Here is a 21,691-nt window from a genome sequence, read left to right on the forward strand (position 1 = left end):
GCGCGATCAATCGCCGGGCGGCAGGAACGAGCCCGTCCGGCGATTGAGTACTAACGACCGCCGGGTGCCCCTTCTTCCCCCAGCAGCACCGCCCGAACCACCCGCTCCGCAGCCCGCCCGTCGTCGTGCGGAGAGAACCTCGCCCGGAACGCGGCCCGCAGCGCCTCGTTCTCCGGGCTGTTCCAGCTGCCGTCGAGGAAGATCCGGGCCAGCTCGTCCGTGCTCGTGGAGACGGCCCCCGGGGTGTCTCCCGGCTCCCCGGACAACAGGTCGAAGCAGACCCCGCGCACCGTGCGGTACGTCTCCCAGTCCGGGGCGTGCACCACGATGGGCCGGTCCAGCGCGGCATAGTCGAACATCACCGACGAGTAGTCGGTCACCAGCGCGTCGGCCGCCAGGCACAGCTCCTCGATCCGCGGATGGTCGCAGACATCGAGGATCGACGGACGGTCCGGCAGCCCCGCACCGTCGTAGAAGTAGTGGGCCCTGACCATGATCACGGTGTCGGGGCCGAGCGCTTCGGCGAGCCGTTCCAGATCGATCCTGCTGGTGAACGACGCCTCGTAGTCGCGGTGGGTCGGCGCGTACAGCACGCTGCGCTGACCGGGGCGGATGCCCAGCCCTGCCCGGATCTCAGCGATCTGCCCGGCCGTCGCCGTGGTGAAGACGTCATTGCGCGGGTAGCCCGTTTCGAGCGAGCGCGCGGCGCTCGGGTAGGCGCGGGCCCATACCTCCGTGGAGTGCGGGTTGGCGGAGATGCTCCAGTCCCACCGGTCGACGCGCTGCAGCAGCCGGTCGAAGTTCAGCCCCTGCGCCGCCGCCGGATAGTCCTGCTGGTCCAGGCCCATGATCTTGAGCGGGGTGCCGTGGTGGGTCATCACATGGACCTGACCGGGGCGTTTGATCAGGTGGTCGGGGAAGTTGACGTTGTTGATGAAGTACGTGGCACGGGCGAGCGTCGCCCAGTAGCGACGGGTCCCCGGCACCACGTGGTCGATGCCGGGCGGCACCGTGTCCACCTGGTTCTTCGAAACCACCCACACCCCGCGGACCTGCGGTGCCAGTTCTTGGGCCTTGCGGAAGATCGCCTCCGGATTGCAGCTGACCCCGCGGTTCCAGTACGCGGCGTAGACGGCGAGCCCGCGGTCCAGCGGACGCCTGCGCTGCCACCAGTAGTAGCGCGCGGACAGCGTGCGCTTCGCATGCGCCCGGAGTGCGGCGGGCACGGAGCGCATCGTCCGTCGTAGCGCGAGCGCGGTGTCGAGGGTGCCGAGTGCGGCGAACCGGCCACCGGCGATCAGCCGTGGCCGCAGCCCCTTGGCGCCGCCCGGGAACCGGTACCCCTCGGGCCGGTGCCTACGGTGGAACGCGGCCACGGACCGCACGTACCGCCTGCGCCGTCGCTCCACCGACGGGTATCCGGCCAGGAGTTCCTGGGCGGCCCGCTCGAAGAGCAGCGCCCGCAGCGGATGGAGGGCCGGCCGGTCCCGGAGGTACGTCATCAGCCCGGCGTACGCCTCGACGAGCTGGAGCGGTGTCGTGCCGTCGGCCGGCTCCGACTCGTCGGCGAGTTCCGGCAGATAGCGCTGCTGGCGGTGCTCGACGCAGGCGACCGGCAGGACGGCGACGGATTCGGCGGCGGCCAGCGTCTGGAGCGCGTAGATGCGCTCGCCGTGCTGTCCGGGGCCGAAGGCCAGCTTCTCGGACTCGTGCAGGGTGCGGCGTACGGCCCGGTTCCAGGAGACCTGCGCGATGTCGAGGAGTTCGGGGTGGTCGGCGAGGGTGAGGGGACCCGCGGGCAGTTCGTGCAGCAGCTCCAGCGACCGGGTCGGCCGCGGCCTGCCGCGGAACGACCGCTTGTGATGGCCGAAGAGCAGCAGTTCCGGGTCGCCCGCCGCGTTCAGCGCGTCGGCGACGGCCTGCAGCGCACCCGGCAGCAGGACGAAGTTGGCCTCCAGGAAGAGCAGATGGTTCCCGACGGCCCGCTCGGCCCCGGCATTGCGCCGCCCGGCGGGGCCCGCTCCCTCGCCCGCCGGGAGGTGGATGGCCTGCACCCGGTCGTCCCGGGCGGCGAACTCGTCCAGCAGCAGGCCCGAACCGTCCGGCGCACCGTCGTCGACGCCGATCACTTCGATATCCGTGAACGACTGCGAGAGCACCGACTCCAGGCACTCGCGCAGATGTCCTCGGGCGCGACGGACGGGGATGATGACACTCAGCCGGGGCATACACGCTCTTTCTCGGTCACTGGCACCCGTGGGCGCAGACAGCGGGGGAGACGGGGGACAACAGGAAGTCGGAAGGCCGGTAAGTCAGGTGGCCGGGCGGTCGGGTCCGGTTGACGGACCGCGTCCCGGTGAGGTCCCGCTCAGGAGGGCCGCTACGGGGACGGACTCCGGGACCGGCGCGGGCCCTGGCCGCCCCTCCGCGAGGGACACCGCGGACATCGCGGGCACCTGCACGGTCGTGTCGCCCAGGAACACCCGGCGCACCACCCGTTCCGCCGCGTGCCCGTCGTCGTACGGGCAGAACCGCGGCCCGGAACGCCGCCCGCAGCTGCGCGGAGCGTGCAGAGACGCCTGAACCCGGTACGCGGGCACGATGACACTGAACCTGGGCACAACACATCCATGGGTCGTTCGCTGGTGCGGGCGGGTGGTCCGCAAACGGCCGATGGGGCGCGAAGGTTACGCCGAAACGTGGCATTCGCGCGAAGTGCCAGGTGGGACGTGCCCGTTGGGAGTAACGGGACACGCCCCATGTTGACGTACATCCGGTCGACGTACAGCTGATGGATTTCTGTGCGGTGCTGCTGCTACTTGACCGCCCCCGCCATCACGCCGGAGACGAACTGGCGCTGGAAGGCGAAGAACACGGCAAGTGGAATCACCATCGACACGAAGGCGCCGGGCGCCAGTACATCGATGTTGTTGCCGAATTGCCGTACCTGCTGTTGCAACGCCACGGTGATCGGCGGCGAGTCGGAGTCCGCGAAGATCAGCGCGACCAGCATGTCGTTCCACACCCAGAGGAACTGGAAGATCCCGAGCGAGGCGATCGCCGGACCGCCCAGCGGCATCACGACCCGGGTGAAGAGTCGGATCTCGCCCGCCCCGTCGAGCCGGGCCGCCTCCAGGAGTTCGCGCGGGATCTCCGCGAAGAAGTTCCTCAGGAGGAAGATCGCGAAGGGCAGGCCGAACGCCGTGTGGAAGAGGATCACACCGAAGGTGGTCTCGAAGATCCCGATCTCGCCGAAGAGCTTGGAGACCGGGATGAGGGCGACCTGCACCGGGACCACCAGCAACCCGACGACCAGCAGGAACCACCAGTCGCGGCCGGGGAAGTCCATCCAGGCGAAGGCGTACCCGGCGAACGAGCCGATCACCACGACCAGGACCGTCGCCGGGACGGTGATCATCACCGTGCTCAGGAGGGAGTGGGTGATGGTCGGATTGTCCAGCAGCCGGGAGTAGTTGTCGAAGGTGAGCTGGGACGGGGCGGTGAAGACCTTCCACCAGCCGGTCGCCGCGATCTCCTCGCCGCTGCGCAGCGAGGAGAGCAGCAGGCCGATGGTCGGCATCAGCCAGAACAGGCCCACCAGGACGAGGAAGACCCGCATCACGCCGCCGCCGGCGCGGGCCGCGATCCGTGAACCGAGGGACTGCTTCGCCTGCTCCGCGCCGCTGCGGGAGGCCGAAGCCGTGCGGGCGGCCGCGGCCGTCGTCGACGGGGTTGTCATCGGCGCCCCTCCTTCCGTATCCGGCGGATGTCGCCGTGCTTCTCCGGGGGACAACTCTCGGACCCCCGGCCGGAGGTGACCGTGGTCGACGGGGTCGTCATCGGCGCCCCTCCCTCCGCATCCGGCGGATATTGAAGATCATCACCGGGATCACCAGCAGCAGCAGGAGTACGGCGATGGCGCTGCCGATCCCGAGGTCCGCATCCGTGCCGAACGAGGACCGGTACAGCTGGAGGGCCAGGACGTTCGCGTCGTCCTGGGAGGAGCCGGGGGCGATGATGAAGACCAGGTCGAAGATCTTCAGGACGTTGATCATCAGGGTGACCAGCACGACCGCGAGCACGGGTGCGAGCATCGGCACGGTGATCCGGCGGAACACCTGCCACTCGTTGGCACCGTCCACCCGGGCCGCTTCGAGGAGTTCACGCGGCAGGCCCGCGAGTCCGGCCGCGATCAGCACCATCGCGAAGCCCGCCCACATCCAGACGTAACTGCCGATGATCCCGGGAGTCACCAGGGTGGGGCCGAGCCAGTCGACCCCGTTGTACGGCTCCTTGAAGTTCGATGCGGGGAGCCGGAGCAGGGCGCCGTCGGCCGAGGCGGGCAGGGTGAACGTCCCGTCCGCGGCGGCCTTCGCCGAAGCGACCACCTTGCCGTTCTTGACCGCCTCGACCTTGAGCCCCTTGAGACCGAGTTCCTTGGTGTCGATGACATTGGGTTTGCCGCCGCCGCCCTTGGTGAAGTCCAGCCATGCGGTACCGGCGACCTTCCCGGACTGCGCGGTGGCCGCCTTCGCCGGCTTCGCGTCGGTCGGCATCTTCGCGGGTGCCACCCCGACCAGCGGCAACTGGACCGGTTCGCCGGCCCGTACCGGCACCTTCGTGACGAACGATCCGCCGCCGCCCGCCTTGAGCGGGTGGACGGGCAGCGGGTGCGCCTTCGGGTAGCCGGCCGACTCGGCGAACGTGTCGTGCACACCCACCCATACGGCGTTGGCGACCCCCCGCTCCGGGGCCTGGTCGTACACCAGCCGGAAGATGATGCCCGCGGCCAGCATCGAGATCGCCATCGGCATGAAGACGATCAGCTTGAACGCCGTACCCCAGCGGATCCGCTCGGTCAGCACCGCGAAGATCAGCCCGAGCGCGGTGGAGATCGTCGGTGCGAAGACGACCCAGATCGCGTTGTTCTTGACCGCTGTACGGATGGTGTCGTCCGTGAACAGCGCCTTGTAGTTGTCGAGACCGGCGAACCCCGTACCGGACTGGTCGAAGAACGACCGGTAGACGGAGTAGCCGATCGGATAGAGCACGAGCGCGCCGAGCAGCACCAGTGCGGGCAGCAGGAACGCCGTCGCGACGATCTTGCGGGTGCCGGTCACGCTCCTGCGGGGGCGCGGCTGCGCGGGGCGCTCGGAGCGCTCAGGGGGACGCTTGTCGGCGGGGGGCACCGCGTCGGTGCCCCCCGCTGTCGCTGTCGTCATCCCGTCAGCTCTTGTACGCCTTGGCCGCGTCGGACTCCAGTTTCGCCTGGGTCCCCGCGATGTCCTTCGGGTTCTTCAGGAAGTCCTGGAGGGTCTTCCACTCGCCCTTCCCGGGCGTCCCGCCGAACGACTGCGGGGCCTGGTCGGACATGTCGAACCGGACGGCGTCACCGGCGGCGATCAGTGCCTTCGCCATGGTGCGCTGCACCTCGTTCGGGTACGCGGCGGTGTCCAGGGCCTTGTTCGGCGAGATGAACCCGCCCTGCTCGGCCCAGATCTTCGCCGCGTCGGTCGAGGCCAGCCAAGTCAGCAGGGCCTGGGCGCCCTTGCTGTCCTTCAGGGCCACCGCCGCGTCGCCGCCCGTCACCACGGGGGACTCGGCGCCGACCGCCGGGAACGGGAACACCTTGGCGTCCGTACCGATCTTCGCCTTGGTCTGCGCGATGTTGATGCCCACGAAGTCGCCCTCGAAGACCATGGCGCCCTTGGGTTGGTCACCGCCGGTGAACGTCTGGGTGACCGAGGCCGGGAACTCCGTCTGCAGCGCGCCGTCCGCGCCGCCCGCGATCAGGGACGGCTTGCCGAAGAGCTCGGCGAGCGTGGTCAGCGCGTCCTTCACGGACGGGTCGGTCCACTTGATCTTGTGCTGGGCCAGCTGGTCGTACTTCTCCGGGCCGGCCTGGGAGAGGTAGATGTTCTCGAACCAGTCGGTGAGGGTCCAGCCGTCCGCCCCGCCGACCGAGACCGGGGTGACACCCGAGGCGGAGACCGTCTCGGCCGTCGCCATGAAGTCCTTCCAGGTCTTCGGCTCACTCGCCCCGGCGTTCTCGAACGCCTTGGTGTTGTACCAGATCAGGGACTTGTTGGCGGCCTTGAAGTAGACGCCGTACTGGGTGCCGTCCACCGCGCCGAGGTCCTGCCAGACCTTGGAGTAGTTCTTGTCCAGCTGGGCCTTGGCGTCGGCGCCCACCGGCTTGGCCCACTTCTTCTCCGCGGCCTGCTTGATCGCGCCGACCTGCGGGATCATCGCGACGTCCGGCGGCTGACCGCCCGCGATCTTCGTGCCGAGGAAGTTGACGATCGGGTCCTGCGCGGGAACGAAGGTGACCGTGGCGCCCGTGCGCTTCTCGAACTCCTTGAGAACCTTGACGAAGTTGGCCTGCTCGGGGCCGGTCCAGACCGCCGCGACCGAGATCTTCTCGCCGTCGAGCTTGGGCAGTGAGACGCCCGAAGGCGTCTTCCCGGAGCTGCTGGAACCTCCGCCCGTCTTTCCCTTTCCGCTGCCACCGTCGTCACCGCAACCGGTGAGGGCCAGTGCGCCGATGGCCGTGAACACCATGGCGGCCCTGCGAATCCGAAGCGTTGTGCGCATCCGTGCCCCGTCTCTCCTGTGCGCCTGCCTGTACGTGTGGGTGTCTGCTCCTGTGCGCACAGTCCTACGCCGGGTGCACGGGCGCCGCAATACCGCTTTCGGTGTCAACATGTCGATCGTGATGGGCTCGTGACGTGAGATCAGTCGTCTTCGGTCGCCGGACGGGCTCGATGTCCCAGCCCGTCCGGTGATCGAGGACGAAATGACGAAATAGCGAAACAACGCAAGGGCGACCGGGGCGAGGGCGCCTCAGGAGTGGTGGGCCACGAGCGGAGCTATTCGCTCGGCGTTCACCGAACGGGCCGCCCGCTCCAGCGCGCTGGCCAGCAGGGCCAGGTCCGTCGGCCCGTTGCCCAGCTCGCGGACCGGGCGCCGGGTGGGCGGATCACCCATCCGCGCCCACTCCAGCGGGACGACGGTGGGCCGCAGGGTCGCGGTACGCGGAATGCGACCCGTCACCCGGCCCCCTTGGAACGGCGTCACCCGCCCGTCCGGATGCCCCAGCCTTCCCCGGCCGGGCAGTGGGTCCTCCGGCGAGGGCGGTACGACGGGCGCGTCGAGCACCACCCGTAGCCGCGCCCCACGCGCCAGCTCCGTGTCCTCGGTGCGGTCGGCGCGGGCGGACGTCGCGACCAGATGCACGCCGAGCCGACCGCCGTCCCTCGCGACGGCCTCCAGCGCCCGGACGACCGAACCGGCAGCGGGCCGGCCCGGGCTGCCGAGGGCGGGTGCGACCAGCGCGTCGAAGTCGTCGACCAGGACGACGAGCCGGGGCAGTGGAGACGGGCCGGGATCCACGGACCGCGCGGCGGCGGGCCGCAACCGGAGTGTGCCGCTCGTCGTCGGGTCCAGATCGCCGCGCTGCTCGGCGGCGCTCGGTGCCCGCTGGCCGACCATCCGCTGCGCCACCTCGTGCCGGACGTGCCAGTCGTCGAAGTCGAGCCGCCCGAGCAGCTCGGCCCGTCGCTTCAGTTCGCCGCCCAGGGCCTGCGCGAACTCACGCATCCTCAGCGGATCGGAGGCCGTCAAGTTCATGAACGTGTGCGGGAGTTCGGTGCAGGGCTGCAGACTATCGCCGCGCTCGCCACCGGCGCCGTCGACGAGCAGGAGTCCGAGCCGGTCGGGCCGCGCCGCGGCGGCGAGCGAGGCGGCGACGGCGCGCAGCAACTCGGTACGTCCGCTGCCGGCAGGGCCCTCGATGAGGAGATGGGGCCCTTCGTCCGCAAGATCGACGCTGAGTGCCCCCCGGGGCCCGGCGCCGAGAACGACGACGGGCCGGGCGGTGACTGCGACGGCGGTCGCGTCGGGGGCCGGGGCAGTGCGAGCTGCAGCAGCCCTGACCGAGCTCGCGCCCTCGGTCACCCGGGCAGCGACCTGCGGCGCATCGCCGCCACGGGGCCCGCTCACCCGGCTTGCGGCACGTTCGGCGGACTCGGCACCAGGGCCGGTCCGAGAACTGGAGGAGTCGCCGACCGCACGGTCGTGACGCTGCGCGCCGATCCGGGGGGTGGCGGGGTAAGGGGTACGCCCGGAGTCCGACGCGTCGGCGCCGGGGTACGGGGTGCGGCCCGAGCCGGACGTGTCGCCGGCCGGGTACGGGGTGCGCCCGGAACCGGAGGAATCCGCCCGCGGGTACGGGGTGCGTCCTGAGCCCGGGGTGTCCGAGCCGGGGTACGGGGTTCGGCCGGAACTGTGGATGTCCGCGCCTGGGTACGGGGTTCGGCCCGAGCCCGGGGTGTCCGTGCCGGGGTACGGGGTTCGGCCCGAGTCGTGGTTGTCCGTGCCCGGGTACGGGGTGCGTCCGGAGTCCGACGCCTCGCTGCGGGGGTACGGGGTGCGGCCCGAACCCGAGGCATCCGCCCCTGGGTACGGAGTGCGCCCCGAGCCCGCGGTGTCCAGGCCCGGGTACAGGGTGCGTCCCGACCCGGTACCAGGAAGGCTGCCGTCGCCGCGAACCGACGCGTGCCGTGGTGTGCCCGCATGGGTGTCGTTGCTCGTGCCGGGGTACGGGGTGCGTCCCGACTCCGACGACTCGCCGCCGGGGTACGGCGTACGCCCCGACCCGGATCCGTACACGTCATCCGCACCCCGGGCACCGGTGGCTCCCGCACCGGCCGGGCGCGAGGACGGCGACGGGGCGCCTGGCCCGCCGTCGGCTGTGCGCTGCGCGCCCACACGGGGACCCGTGCTGTCCGGGTACTTCGTGCGGCCGGAACCACGGGTGTCGGCCGCCGGCATCTGCATACTGCCGAGCCCGTGCACCGTCGCCCCAGGCTGGTCGTCCGACGTCGACGCCCAGCGGGCCATCAGCGAGGCCGGGGTGGCCCTGGCCAGGCCCAGCTCGTCCAGCAGACGGGCGGACGACGGGAGGGCCGCAGCTGTCCGGCGGCCACGTGCCGTCGCCGAACCGTCCGTACGCAACGGGGCCAGCGCCCGCCCGAACCGCTCCGCCCAGGCTGCCGACACCGCGTCCACCGCAGCCACCGTGCCATGGCCCGCGGCCTGCCCGCCCGCCGTGCGCAGCAGCCGCAGTGCCGTCGCCACATCGCCGCTCAGCATCGCCACCGCCCCGCACTCGCGGAACGCGATCGACGCATGGCAGGCCGCCTCGTACGTCGCCGGGACGGGCGAGGTGGGCGACGCGGCCGGCGTCTCGGCCAGGCAGATCAGATGGATCCCGGCGGCCGCACCCGCGGCGGCCAGCCGGGCCGTGGTCTCGCGCAGCACCGCGGAACCGGGGTCGCCGTCGACGATCACCACGGTGTGCGCCCCCACGTACCGCCGGGCGGCCTCGGCGACCGTGCCCCGGTCGACGCTGGCCCAGCCGGTGCCGAGTGGTCCGTCGTCCAGCCGGCGCACCAGCTCCGTCGTGCGGGCGGTGGCCTGTTCCCGGTCGTAGGCGAGCAGCAGCCGGCAGTCCTGGCCGTGCATCGGCCGCAGATGGGGGAGCCAGCCGAGCCACGCCCACTGACGCCTGCGCTCGTCCGCGTTGCGGGCGCGGTCGGTACTGATGAGCACGATCTCCAGGTCGGCCGGGGAGTGCAGCGCGGCGAGCTGGGCGACCACCGACCGGGTGAGCCCGGCCAGCCGCTCCCGGGGTCCGGCGAGCCCGAGCGAACCGGCCTCCCGCAGTCCCACGGTCACCGGTACTGCGGGCAGCTCGGCCCGGTCGGTGGTGCCGAGCCGGACCACCAGAGCCTCCGGGTGCTCGGCGTCGCGCTCCCACAGCCGGGGGCCCGGTCCGAGGGCGGTCAGCAGCACGGTCGCCGGATCGGGCCATGTCTCCCCGACCGACGAGCTCGACGACGGGCGCGAAGCCGCGACGGAGGACGAGGCGGACGGGACCGGTCGGCCCGCGGGCAGCGTCTCATCGGGCGCGGCCTCGTGCACCGGCTCGGCCTTGTTGCCCGCCAGCCTGCGGGCCCAGGCTCCTATCCCGCCGCGCCGGGGTGCCTCGTCGTCCGTGGCCCGGCCGGCCGGGCCCTGCCCGCCTCGGTCACCGGCCTCGGCCGGTGCGCCGCTCCCGTACGCATGGGCGACGCCCTCGCCCGGCCCGAAGCCGGGCGAGACACCCGCGCCGTACGAATGACCGGAGCCGTACCCGCCCGACCCCGGCCTCGAAATCTCCGACGCCGAATCCTCCGGGAGGTTCCCGTCCTCGCCGGCGCCGTCCGATGCCCGCGCCACCCGCAGATGACCCTCGCCGTCCGGCGCCGTGGCCAGCGTCGGCGTACGCGCTCCCGAGGCCAGTCGCAGCGTCGATTCGCCGAGCCGCAGCAGCGCACCCGGCTTCAGCCGGACCGGCCGGTCGTGGACCTCCGTACCGTCCAGCGAGGTGCCGTTCGTGGAGCCCAGGTCGGCGACCGAGACCCGGCCGTCCTCGGAGACCGTCACCGCGCAGTGCAGCCGGGACACATCGGGGTCGTCGAGCGGGACGTCCGCGTCGGCGGAGCGGCCGATCCGGATCTGCCCGCCGTGCAGCAGATGGACGCCGCCCGCGTCGGGGCCCGCCACCACATGGAGCTGCGCAGGTACGGCATCGTCCGCCGCCTCGTCCTCGCCCGGGACCTGGAGCGACAGCACCGCCCCGTCGACCAGGGGCGGCTCACCCAGCGCGCACCGCTGCGCGTCGAGCCGTTCGCGTCCGGCGAAGAGCACCACCGCACCGCTGCCGAGCGAGCCGTCCGGCCCGGTGACGGCCGCGGCGAGGTTGGAGGCCACAGTGGCGAGCGCCGTCCCCGCAGGGGCGGTGACGAGCACGTCACAGGTGCGAGCCGGGGTCTGGCCGCTGGGCGGCGCGAGGACGGTCAGCCGGATCTGCATCGCCGTCAGCGGTCCCTTCTGCGCGGGGTGCCCGGCAGGGGAAACGCCCTGTGATTCCCCCCACCCGGCACGGACGCGTCGTCCGGTACAGGTCGTCACGTACCGCGAGGCTCCCGACCCCACAGTTCCGTGCTGGAGGCATCCTCGCACCTGCCACTGACAACACGCCCGGGGGCCACCTGGAATTGATCTTGGAGCGTCGGCTGTGGTCCCAAAAGTGCCTGCTTGGGGCGTTCCCGGGAGCTGCGCACGGGAACCGGGCGGCCGCCCGGGAGCGCCGATGGGCACGTTTGTGCGGCAACTGAGCGGCAACCATCCGTCCGGTGTGCGCGTCTTCTTGCGGACACGACGAATCGCACGTTCCGGACACGACGGCTCACTCGCCGTTCACGACCGGAGAACGACCGACCGGTGTCCCGTTCGAAGGCCGCGGAGCGGCACTAGAGTGGGCCGGAACTCCCGGGCGGCCCCGGGGGACCGCAAGCACCACGATCAGCAGGGAGCGCATGACGTGCGGCCGGTAGGCAGCAAGTACCTGCTCGAGGAGCCGCTGGGACGCGGCGCCACGGGCACCGTCTGGCGTGCCCGCCAGCGGGAGACCGCAGGTTCCGAGGCGGCCGTCGCGGGTCAGCCCGGCGAGACGGTGGCGATCAAGGTCCTCAAGGAGGAGCTCGCCAACGACGCGGACGTCGTGATGCGGTTCCTGCGCGAGCGCTCCGTGCTGCTGCGGCTCACCCACGAGAACATCGTGCGCACCCGTGACCTGGTCGTGGAGGGCGATCTCCTCGCCCTTGTGATGGACCTGGTCGACGGCCCCGACCTGCACCGATACCTCCGCGAGAACGGCCCGCTCACCCCGGTCGCCGCCTCACTGCTCACTGCCCAGATCGCGGACGCGCTCGCCGCCAGCCATGCCGACGGCGTCGTCCACCGCGACCTGAAGCCGGCCAACGTCCTGCTCTCCGAGCGCGACGGCCAGATGCACCCGATGCTCACCGACTTCGGCATCGCGCGGCTCGCCGACTCCCCGGGGCTGACCCGGACCCATGAGTTCGTCGGCACGCCCGCCTACGTGGCGCCGGAGTCCGCCGAGGGCCGGCCGCAGACGTCCGCGGTCGACATCTACGGTGCGGGCATCCTGCTGTACGAGCTGGTCACCGGGCGACCGCCGTTCTCCGGCGGCACCGCCCTCGAAGTGCTGCAACGGCACCTCAGCGAGGAGCCCCGCCGCCCCACCACCGTCCCGGCGCCGCTGTGGACGGTCATAGAGCGCTGCCTGAGCAAGGACCCGGACCGGCGGCCCAGCGCCGAGAACCTGGCCCGTGGACTGCGTACCGTCGCGGCCGGCATCGGCGTGCACGCCAACTCGGCCCAGATCGCCGCCGCCGACGGGGTGGGCGCCCTGCTCGCCCCCGACCCGGCGCCCCCGGCGGTCCCGGGGACCCAGGGTGCGGCCGACCCGACACAGGTGCTGCCGAGCAATGCGGGTGCGTACGACCCGAACGCGGCGACCAGCGTCATGCAGCACGCTCCCGGCCAGGGATACGGGCAGGGCCAGGGCGGGTACGCCGACCCGACCGCGGTCATGCCGCCCGTGCCGGCGCGCCCGGATGGCCCGCCGCAGCCCGACGGCCCGCACCCGTGGCAGTCCCAGCTGCAGGCGGCCCGCGACCGCAACGAGCAGACGCAGGTCCAGTACCTCGACCCGAGCCAGGACCCGCTGCGCCGCCGCCCCCAGCGCCAGCAGCCGCGGCCCCAACAGCCCCAACAGCCCCAGCAGCAGCGGCCGCAGCACCAGCAGTACGGGCAGCAGCCCCAGCAGCAGTACCCCCAGCGCCGCCAGCAGCAGCAATACCCGCAGCAGCAGCCGCAGCGCCAGCAGTACGCGCCCCCGCAGCAGCCGCCGCCCCAGCAGCCGGCCCCGCGCCAGCCCCGCGAGCCGAGGCAGCGCAGCGCCAACCCGACGAAGATCCCCGGCCTCGGCTGCCTCAAAGGTTGTCTGTTCACCTTGGTGCTGCTGTTCGTCGCGGGCTGGCTCATCTGGGAACTGACGCCGCTGCAGGACTGGGTGGCCCAGGGCAAGAGCTACTGGCAGGCGATCGGTGACGGGATCTCGGCCGCCACCGACTGGCTCTCCAAACTGGGTGACAGCGGCGCCAACTGAGAGCGCACGCACCACCGACTTCGTGGCTTTGTCGACTTCTGCGGGGCAATTTCGCCCGTAGAAGTGGAGGTTGGCGCCATGTAGGGCACGCAGCACCCCGATCGACGCGTAACTTTGTCGACCGGGGGTTAGTGAGCGAGGTCCATCGCCAGCCGCTGAGGGAGCAGTCTTGGCACGGAATATCGGCAGCCGGTACACCGCCCACCAGATCCTGGGGCGCGGCAGCGCCGGCACGGTGTGGCTCGGCGAGGGTCCTGAGGGCCCCGTGGCCATAAAGCTCCTCCGCGAGGACCTCGCGTCCGACCAGGAGCTGGTCGGACGCTTCGTCCAGGAGCGCGCCGCCCTGCTCAAGCTCGACCATCCGCACATCGTCGGCGTCCGCGACCTCGTCGTGGACGGCAACGACCTGGCGCTGGTCATGAACCTGGTACGCGGCACGGATCTGCGCACCCGCCTCGACCGCGAGCGCCGCCTCGCCCCCGAGGCAGCGGTCGCGATCATCGCGGACGTGGCCGACGGCCTCGCCGCCGCGCACGCCGCCGGAGTGGTGCACCGCGACGTCAAGCCGGAGAACATCCTGCTCGACATGGAGGGCCCGCTCGGCCCCGGCGGCTCGCACCCGGCCCTGCTCACGGACTTCGGCGTCGCGAAGCTCATCGACACCCCGCGCCGCACCAAGGCCACGAAGATCATCGGTACGCCGGACTATCTGGCCCCCGAGATCGTCGAGGGTCTCCCGCCGCGCGCCGCCGTGGACATCTACGCCCTCGCGACGGTGCTGTACGAGCTCCTCGCGGGTTTCACGCCGTTCGGCGGCGGCCACCCCGGCGCGGTGCTGCGCCGCCATGTCACGGAGACGGTGGTCCCGCTCCCCGGCATCCCCGAGGAACTCTGGCAGCTCCTGGTCCAGTGCCTGGCCAAGGCCCCGGCCTCCCGGCTGCGCGCCTCCGAGCTCGCGGCCCGCCTGCGTGAACAGTTGCCGCACCTGGCCGGCATCCCGCCCCTCGACGTCGACGAGCCGGACGCCGAACCGGAACCGCAGCCGTACGACGAGCAGCAGTACACACCCAACTCCGACGAACCCCGCCGCCGCGGCGCGGTCCCGCTGGTCCCCGGCGCGTCTCCCGACTCCAACCGCGACACCCACACGAGCATGCGCGTCCCGGCCCCGGACGAACTCTCCGGCGGCCCCAGGGGAACGGCCCGGGCCCCGCGTGCCCCGGGCCAGCCCCGCCCCGGCTCGGCCCGCAACAAATCCGCCGCCATCCGCAAACGCCGCATCACGCTCGGCGCGGTGGCCATAGTGCTGTGCGCGGCACTCGGCGTCGGCGGCTGGATGGCCCTGAGCGGCAACGACGCGGGCGCGACACCACAGGACCCGGGGAGCTCGGCACCGGCGGTGCCGTAGACCTCTGGAAGATCGAACGGGTCCGGCCACTGTGGTCCCGGACACCCTGAGGCCGGTCGCCGGGCGGCCCGGCGGCCCCGTGCGCAAGGATTCCGGGCGGTGATCAAGCAGCCCGGGGCAGGTCCGCGCCGACAGCCGTTACGCTGGACCCGTGGCAGTCGTCGATATTTCCGAAGAGCTGAAGTCCCTCTCCTCGACCATGGGGTCGATCGAGGCCGTCCTGGACCTGGATGCGCTGAGGGCGGACATCGCCGCGCTCGAGGAGCAGGCGGCGGCGCCGTCCCTCTGGGACGACCCGGACGCGGCGCAGAAGATCACCAGCAAGCTTTCGCACCTCCAGGCCGAGGTCCGCAAGACCGAGGCCCTGCGCGGCCGCATCGACGATCTCGGGGTTCTCTTCGAGCTCGCCCAGGACGAGGCCGACGCCGACACCCTCGCCGAGGCTGAGGCGGAGCTGGAGTCCGTCAGGAAGGCGCTCGACGAGATGGAGGTCCGTACCCTCCTCTCCGGCGAGTACGACTCCCGTGAGGCGCTGGTCAACATCCGGGCCGAGGCCGGTGGCGTCGACGCCGCCGACTTCGCCGAGAAGCTCCAGCGCATGTACATCCGCTGGGCCGAGCGGCACGGCTACAAGACCGAGGTCTACGAGACGTCGTACGCGGAAGAGGCCGGCATCAAGTCGACCACCTTCGCCGTGCAGATTCCGTACGCCTACGGCACGCTCTCCGTCGAGCAGGGCACCCACCGGCTCGTCCGGATCTCGCCCTTCGACAACCAGGGCCGTCGCCAGACGTCCTTCGCGGGCGTCGAGGTGCTGCCGGTGGTCGAGACGACCGACCACATCGAGATCGACGAGTCCGAGCTGCGCGTCGACGTGTACCGCTCCTCCGGCCCTGGTGGCCAGGGCGTCAACACGACCGACTCCGCGGTGCGCCTGACCCACCTGCCGACCGGCATCGTCGTCTCCTGCCAGAACGAGCGCTCGCAGATCCAGAACAAGGCATCCGCGATGAACGTCCTCCAGGCGAAGCTCCTTGAGCGCCGCCGCCAGGAGGAGCAGGCCAAGATGGACGCGCTCAAGGGTGACGGCGGCAACTCCTGGGGCAACCAGATGCGTTCGTACGTCCTCCACCCGTACCAGATGGTCAAGGACCTGCGTACGGAGTTCGAGATCGGCAACCCGGAAGCGGTCTTCAACGGCGAGATCGACGGCTTCCTGGAGGCGGGCATCCGCTGGCGCAAGCAGCGGGAGAAGTAGCAATCAGTTCACGCGCGTACGGCGGTGCCGGGACCCCCTCAGGGTTCCGGCACCGCCGTTTTCGGTACCCGGCGGACATCGTGGCGCGTGCGGAATTCCGTCGCCCGAAGGGGAGTTGGGGCCGCGAGTTGCGGAGGCACCGTGGTGAGTGCGTCACAGTCGTGATTCTGATTGACGGTCAACTGCTCGCAAAACGGTGCACATTGCACGGAACAGGCTTGACGTAGTCCTTAACTCTGGACAGGGTGCTAGTGCAGCATGCGTATGTCTGGGACGGGTGTGGGCGGGGGAGGGCGGCTTGGCTACGGCACTACGTGGCTCGGCAGGCCGAGAGCGCAACCCCCGGCAGAGCCGTGAGCCCGCATATGGCTGCTCCATTGACGAGAACAGCTACTGGGGGTAGCAGCAGATGACCAAGAAGACGCGAGTCCGCGTCGCGCGGATAGCCGCCGGTGCGGTAATTGCCGCGGGTGCCTCGCTGACCGCTGCCGGCGCGGCGCAGGCCGTCGGCATCGGTGTCAACATCGGTGGGCTCTCGGCCACGGCCGAGGCCAACGAGGACGGTCTCGACGTCGGCCTGGGTATCCAGGGAGACAACGAGGGCGGCGACGGCGGCGATGCGGCCGGCGGTGTCGACGAGGGAGCCACGGGCGAGACCGACGGTGGCGCGGCTGACAACGGCGGTGCGGCTGACAACGGTGGCGCGGCCGATAACGGTGGCGCGGCCGATAACGGTGGCGCGGCCGATAACGGTGGCGCGGCCGATAACGGTGGTGCGGCTGACAACGGCGGTGCGGCTGACAACGGTGGTGCGGCCGATAACGGCGGTGCGGCTGACAACGGCGGTGCGGCTGACAACGGCGGTGCGGCCGATAACGGTGGCGCGGCCGATAACGGTGGCGCGGCTGACAACGGTGGCGCGGCTGACAACGGTGGTGCGGCCGATAACGGTGGTGCGGCTGACAACGGTGGCGCGGCCGATAACGGTGGCGCGGCTGACAACGGCGGTGCGGCTGACAACGGCGGTGCGGCCGATAACGGTGGTGCGGCTGACAACGGTGGCGCCAACGGCAACGGCGGCGGCAACGGCGGCAACGGCGGCGCCTCCGGCGACACCACCGGTGGCGACGACGGTGCCAACACCTGCACCGTCGACCTCGACGGTGCCGAGTGCGCGGACAACACCGACACCGACAGCGTCGGCAACCAGCCGGTCGAGCAGGGCAAGGGCAAGGACGAGCTCGCCGAGACCGGTGCAGCCGAGACCACGTTCCTGCTGCTCGGTGCCGCGACGATGATCGCCGGCGGCATCGGCTTCCGGATCCTGCCGCGTCTGGTGAACGGCCGCACGGTCGCCTAAGGCCCCTGTGGCCGGTGGACGCGCCTGCGTACACAGAAGGGCCCGGGACAGCCGATCGGCGTCCCGGGCCCTTCTACGTACGCTCACGTCACGTACTCACTCCGCCATGCGGGCGGCGGCTACAGACAGCTACCCGGTCATACGGTCTGATGCGCCAGCAGTGCCAGCGTCGCCAGGAGCACCACCAGCAGCGCGACCAGCATCGCCGGGCTCAGGCCCGCGAAGAGTCCCTGCTGCTCCTCCTGCTGCTGCAGCCGTGCGCGGCTGGCCCGGCATACCGGGCACCGGCCCTCGTTCACGGGCGCCGCGCAGTTTGCGCACACCAATCGGTCATAGGTCATGCGCTTTCCTCCTCCCGCGCGGCGGAGCCGCATACGCGTTCTCTCCGCACAACGCTCATGGAAACGCATCCGTTCCCCCTCCACTGTGCCAGCTCGCGCGGATTTCGGCGCGGCCCGCCGGAAACACCCGGTCCGTTCCGGCTCCGGTTGCGCCCCGGCACGGTTCCGTTCCGCCATAAATCGCCCATCAGCGGACGCGCGCCTGCACGCCTCAGCCCGGTTCGCGTATGGTCACGCACACCTACTCCCGGCCGACCGTGGTGCATCCGTGATCCGATTCGACAACGTCTCCAAGACCTACCCGAAGCAGAGCCGTCCCGCTCTACGGGATGTGTCTCTCGATATCGAGAAGGGCGAGTTCGTCTTCCTGGTGGGCTCCTCCGGCTCCGGCAAGTCCACCTTCATGCGACTCATCCTCCGCGAGGAGCGTGCCAGCCAGGGCATGGTCCACGTCCTCGGCAAGGACCTCGCGCGCCTGTCCAACTGGAAGGTGCCGCACATGCGCCGCCAGCTGGGCACGGTCTTCCAGGACTTCCGACTGCTCCCCAACAAGACCGTTGCGGAGAACGTGGCGTTCGCCCAGGAAGTGATCGGCAAGCCGCGCGGTGAGATCCGTAAGGCCGTACCGCAGGTCCTCGACCTGGTCGGCCTCGGCGGCAAGGAGGACCGGATGCCAGGTGAGCTCTCCGGTGGTGAGCAGCAGCGCGTGGCGATCGCGCGAGCATTCGTGAACCGTCCCATGCTGCTGATCGCGGACGAGCCGACCGGAAACCTCGACCCGCAGACCTCCGTGGGCATCATGAAGCTGCTGGACCGGATCAACCGGACCGGGACCACCGTCATCATGGCGACCCACGACCAGAACATCGTCGACCAGATGCGCAAGCGCGTCATCGAGCTCGAGAAGGGCCGTCTCGTACGCGACCAGGCCCGCGGCGTCTACGGCTACCAGCACTGAGCGGATCCGGCCGCGCCGGACCCGCTGAGCATCGAGTATTGAAAGGACGCCATGCGCGCCCAGTTCGTCCTGTCGGAGATCGGCGTCGGTCTCCGTCGCAATCTCACGATGACCTTCGCCGTCGTCGTCTCCGTCGCCCTCTCGCTCGCCCTGTTCGGCGGCGCGCTGCTGATGCGCGAGCAGGTCAGCACGATGAAGGACTACTGGTACGACAAGGTCAACGTCTCGATCTTCCTCTGCAGCAAGAACGACGCGGAGTCGGCGGCCAACTGCTCCAAGGGCGCCGTCACCACCGAGCAGAAGAAGCAGATCGAGACCGACCTCGGCAAGATGAAGGCCGTCGAGACGGTCACCTACGAGTCGGCTGATCAGGCGTACAAGCACTACCAGGAGCAGTTCGGCGACTCCCCGATGGCCGGCAACATCACGCCGGACCAGATGCAGGAGTCGTTCCGCGTCAAGCTGCACGACCCGAAGAAGTACAAGGTCGTCGCCACCGCCTTCGCGGGCCGCGCCGGGGTGCAGTCCGTCCAGGACCAGAGATCCATCCTGGACAACCTCTTCGGGCTGATGAACGGCATGAATGTGGCCGCGCTCTTCGTGATGGCGCTGATGCTGGTCATTGCGCTGATGCTGATCGTGAACACCGTCCGCGTCTCGGCGTTCAGCCGGCGCCGCGAGACGGGCATCATGCGGCTCGTCGGGGCGTCCGGGTTCTACATCCAGATGCCGTTCATCATGGAGGCCGCGTTCGCCGGGCTCATCGGTGGCGTGCTCGCCTGCATCATGCTGCTGGCCGGGCGGTACTTCCTGATCGACGGCGGTCTGGCCCTCCAGTCGAAGCTGAATCTGATCGACTTCATCGGCTGGGACGCGGTCTTCACCAAGCTGCCGCTGGTCCTTGCGATCGGGCTGCTGATGCCCGCCGTGGCCGCACTCTTCGCGCTGCGCAAGTACCTCAAGGTGTGACATGCGCCCCGTGGGGCGCGCGGTGAACCCGCCGTGCGCCCTCGGAGTGTTGTCCTAGACTCAACGCCATGTCGGGCCCAACGCACGCTGTCGGGCCCCGCGGCCTCTGCCGCGGGGCGGCCCTGACATTGGTCTTCGCGAGTGTCCTGGCCACCGGGGCGGCCACCGGATCGCTGCCGCACGGGGACGGGACGAGCACCGCGATAAAGGCCCGTGCCGTCGCCGCCACCGCCGACCGCGACGAGGTCGCGCACGCCGCCGCCGAGGCACTGGCCGACGGCAAGTCCGCTACGGAGGCGGCCGAGGAGGTCGTCAGCCGCAGCGGGGACCGCTGGGGCGCGGTGTACGACGAGCGGGAGTACGAGGAGTTCGAGCAGGCCCTCGACGGCTCGTACACGGGGGTCGGGCTGGCCGCGAAGCGCTCGGCCGACGGGCTGGTCGCCGTGGCCCGCGTTCAGCCGGGTGGCCCCGCCGACCGGGCCGGTATCGAACGGGACGACCTGCTCCGTACGATCGACGGCCACCGGGTCGACAAACGCCCCGTCGCCGAGGTCGTCGCCCTGCTGCGAGGGGACCGTACGAGCGCCGCCGCGGGCACCACCGTCGTGCTGGGCGTCCAGCGCGGAGCCACCGGCCCGACGAGGAAGCTGACGCTGACCCGGGCCCGGCTCCTCACTGAGGCCGTCACCGTCCAGAAGATCGGACCGGACCGTTCCGATTCCTCCGCAGCTGTACTGATCAAGGTCGACTCGTTCACCAAGGGCGCCGGCGCCAAGGTCCGCGACGCGGTCCGGAGCGCACCCGCGGGCGCCGGGGTGCTGCTCGACCTCCGGGGCAATTCCGGCGGGCTGGTCACCGAGGCCGTGGTCGCCGCCTCCGCGTTCCTCGACGGCGGGCTGGTCGCCACGTACGACGTGCACGGCGAGCAGCGCGCCCTCTACGCCGAGCCGGGCGGCGACACCGTACGGCCTCTCGTCGTCCTCATCGACGGCGGCACCATGAGCGCGGCCGAGCTGCTCACCGGTGCCCTCCAGGACCGGGGCCGCGCCGTCACCGTCGGCTCGCGGACCTTCGGCAAGGGCTCCGTCCAGATGCCCAGCAAGCTCGCGGGCGGCTCGGTCGCCGAGCTGACCGTCGGCCACTACCGCACCCCGGCGGGGCGTAGCGTCGACGGGCACGGCATCACGCCGGACCTCACGGTCTCCTCACGGGCCCTGCAGCGGGGCGAGACAGTATTGAGTGGCCTCGGGGGTGGGTCGTAGTGCGAAAATGGCCGCACTATGGCTAAGGAAAAGGACACAGGGCGCAAGCTCATCGCGCAGAACAAGAAGGCGCGGCACGACTACCACATCATCGACACCTATGAGTGCGGTCTCGTACTGATGGGCACCGAGGTCAAGTCGCTGCGGCTGGGCCGGGCCTCGCTGGTGGACGGCTTCGTCCAGATCGACCGGCACGAGGCGTGGCTGCACAACATCCATGTCCCGGAGTACGTGCAGGGGACCTGGACCAACCACTCCGCCAAGCGCAAGCGCAAGCTGCTGATGCACCGGGCCGAGATCGACAAGCTGGAGTCGAAGTCGCAGGAGAGCGGGCACACGATCGTGCCGCTCGCGCTGTACTTCAAGGACGGCCGGGTCAAGGTCGAGATCGCGCTCGCCAAGGGCAAGAAGGAGTTCGACAAGCGGCAGACGCTGCGGGAGAAGCAGGACCTGCGGGAGACGAACCGTGCGATCTCGGCGGCCCGGCGGCGTCAGCGGAGCGCCTGAGCGCGCTCCGGCAGGAATAGGCTGGCACCGTCGTGCGTTGGTCACGTAGGATGGCACTGCACCTCACAGCGGGTGCGCCTTTGAAAAAACAACATGGGGATGATCGGTTTCGACAGCGGATGTCGAAGCAGGGGAAGCGAGCCGAGGAAGCGGCAATGATCTCGTAAACCATATGTCGCAACCAATAATCGCCAATTCCAAGAGCGATTCCCAGTCCTTCGCCCTCGCTGCCTAATAAGCAGTGAGTGAGGGACCCTTAATGGGTGTCAGCCCGGGGGTGTTCCCGACCCGGACCCTGGCATAATCTAGGGGACTAAACCACTGAGCCCGGTCACGGGGTTCGGTGGGAAATCAAACAGTGACTGAGCCCGTCGGAGACTTGTTCGCGAGATCTCCGGGGCCGAGAAAATCGCAGCGAACTGCGCTCGGAGAAGCCCTGATTCTGCACCGTTGGACGCGGGTTCGATTCCCGCCATCTCCACAATTCCCATGTGAACGAGGACCCCGTTGCCCACCGGCAGCGGGGTCCTCGTTCGTGTCCGGGGTC

The 21,691-nt window shown here is 70.6% G+C and carries 14 protein-coding genes, 1 other RNA gene and 1 pseudogene; 9 read left to right on the top strand and 7 right to left on the bottom strand.

Features of this window, described 5'->3' with window-relative positions; genetic code table 11:
• Window positions 1–50: 50 nt before the first annotated feature.
• The 6 genes and pseudogenes from OHB49_RS26020 to OHB49_RS26045 form a co-directional block, all read right to left on the bottom strand.
• Entirely contained in the window at window positions 51–2,228 is a 2,178-nt protein-coding gene (locus OHB49_RS26020) for a bifunctional glycosyltransferase/CDP-glycerol:glycerophosphate glycerophosphotransferase (RefSeq protein WP_329163417.1), read from the bottom strand.
• An 84-nt stretch (window positions 2,229–2,312) separates the two neighbouring features.
• Window positions 2,313–2,568: pseudogene (locus OHB49_RS26025) on the bottom strand (CDP-glycerol glycerophosphotransferase family protein); the annotation flags it as partial.
• Between the two features lie 247 nt (window positions 2,569–2,815).
• Window positions 2,816–3,739, bottom strand: a complete 924-nt coding sequence (locus OHB49_RS26030) for a carbohydrate ABC transporter permease (protein WP_030971190.1) — start codon at window positions 3,737–3,739, stop codon at window positions 2,816–2,818.
• Window positions 3,740–3,836: 97 nt separating this feature from the next.
• Complete coding sequence (locus OHB49_RS26035) at window positions 3,837–5,222, bottom strand: carbohydrate ABC transporter permease (RefSeq protein ID WP_329163418.1); 1,386 nt, start codon at window positions 5,220–5,222, stop codon at window positions 3,837–3,839.
• Window positions 5,223–5,226: 4 nt separating this feature from the next.
• Entirely contained in the window at window positions 5,227–6,594 is a 1,368-nt protein-coding gene (locus OHB49_RS26040) for an ABC transporter substrate-binding protein (protein WP_199919179.1), read from the bottom strand.
• 249 nt (window positions 6,595–6,843) lie between these two features.
• Window positions 6,844–10,917: an FHA domain-containing protein gene (locus OHB49_RS26045; RefSeq protein ID WP_329163420.1), complete on the bottom strand. Its 4,074-nt coding sequence runs from the start codon at window positions 10,915–10,917 to the stop codon at window positions 6,844–6,846.
• Between the two features lie 511 nt (window positions 10,918–11,428).
• Here OHB49_RS26045 and OHB49_RS26050 point away from each other — a divergent pair.
• The 4 genes from OHB49_RS26050 (at window position 11,429) to OHB49_RS26065 (ending at window position 17,107) form a co-directional block, all read left to right on the top strand.
• On the top strand, window positions 11,429–13,081 hold the full coding sequence (locus tag OHB49_RS26050) for a serine/threonine-protein kinase (RefSeq protein ID WP_329163422.1): 1,653 nt from the start codon (window positions 11,429–11,431) through the stop codon (window positions 13,079–13,081).
• Window positions 13,082–13,250: 169 nt separating this feature from the next.
• Entirely contained in the window at window positions 13,251–14,489 is a 1,239-nt protein-coding gene (locus OHB49_RS26055) for a serine/threonine-protein kinase (protein ID WP_030971181.1), read from the top strand.
• 151 nt (window positions 14,490–14,640) lie between these two features.
• Window positions 14,641–15,747 carry a peptide chain release factor 2 gene (gene prfB, locus OHB49_RS26060; protein ID WP_329163425.1) on the top strand — a complete coding sequence of 369 codons (1,107 nt, stop codon included), beginning with the start codon at window positions 14,641–14,643 and terminating at the stop codon, window positions 15,745–15,747.
• A 409-nt stretch (window positions 15,748–16,156) separates the two neighbouring features.
• Window positions 16,157–17,107 carry a hypothetical protein gene (locus tag OHB49_RS26065; RefSeq protein WP_329163427.1) on the top strand — a complete coding sequence of 317 codons (951 nt, stop codon included), beginning with the start codon at window positions 16,157–16,159 and terminating at the stop codon, window positions 17,105–17,107.
• Window positions 17,108–17,244: 137 nt separating this feature from the next.
• On the opposite strand, the gene OHB49_RS26070 is transcribed toward OHB49_RS26065, so the two are convergent.
• Window positions 17,245–17,448 carry a hypothetical protein gene (locus tag OHB49_RS26070; RefSeq protein WP_030922919.1) on the bottom strand — a complete coding sequence of 68 codons (204 nt, stop codon included), beginning with the start codon at window positions 17,446–17,448 and terminating at the stop codon, window positions 17,245–17,247.
• A gap of 268 nt (window positions 17,449–17,716) precedes the next feature.
• On the opposite strand from OHB49_RS26070, the gene ftsE reads away from it, so the two are divergent.
• From ftsE to ssrA, 5 genes are all read left to right on the top strand, one after another.
• Window positions 17,717–18,406, top strand: a complete 690-nt coding sequence (gene ftsE / locus OHB49_RS26075) for a cell division ATP-binding protein FtsE (protein ID WP_030922922.1) — start codon at window positions 17,717–17,719, stop codon at window positions 18,404–18,406.
• A gap of 51 nt (window positions 18,407–18,457) precedes the next feature.
• Window positions 18,458–19,375, top strand: coding sequence for a permease-like cell division protein FtsX (gene ftsX, locus OHB49_RS26080; RefSeq protein WP_329163429.1), 918 nt, complete (start codon window positions 18,458–18,460; stop codon window positions 19,373–19,375).
• A gap of 68 nt (window positions 19,376–19,443) precedes the next feature.
• Entirely contained in the window at window positions 19,444–20,637 is a 1,194-nt protein-coding gene (locus tag OHB49_RS26085) for a S41 family peptidase (protein WP_329163431.1), read from the top strand.
• Window positions 20,638–20,655: 18 nt separating this feature from the next.
• A complete protein-coding gene (smpB, locus tag OHB49_RS26090) occupies window positions 20,656–21,144 on the top strand; it encodes an SsrA-binding protein SmpB (RefSeq protein ID WP_030971173.1) in 489 nt (162 codons plus the stop codon).
• A 95-nt stretch (window positions 21,145–21,239) separates the two neighbouring features.
• Window positions 21,240–21,628: a transfer-messenger RNA gene (ssrA, locus tag OHB49_RS26095) on the top strand.
• Window positions 21,629–21,691 lie beyond the last annotated feature (63 nt).

The organism is Streptomyces sp. NBC_01717 (assembly GCF_036248255.1).
Lineage (GTDB): Bacteria > Actinomycetota > Actinomycetes > Streptomycetales > Streptomycetaceae > Streptomyces.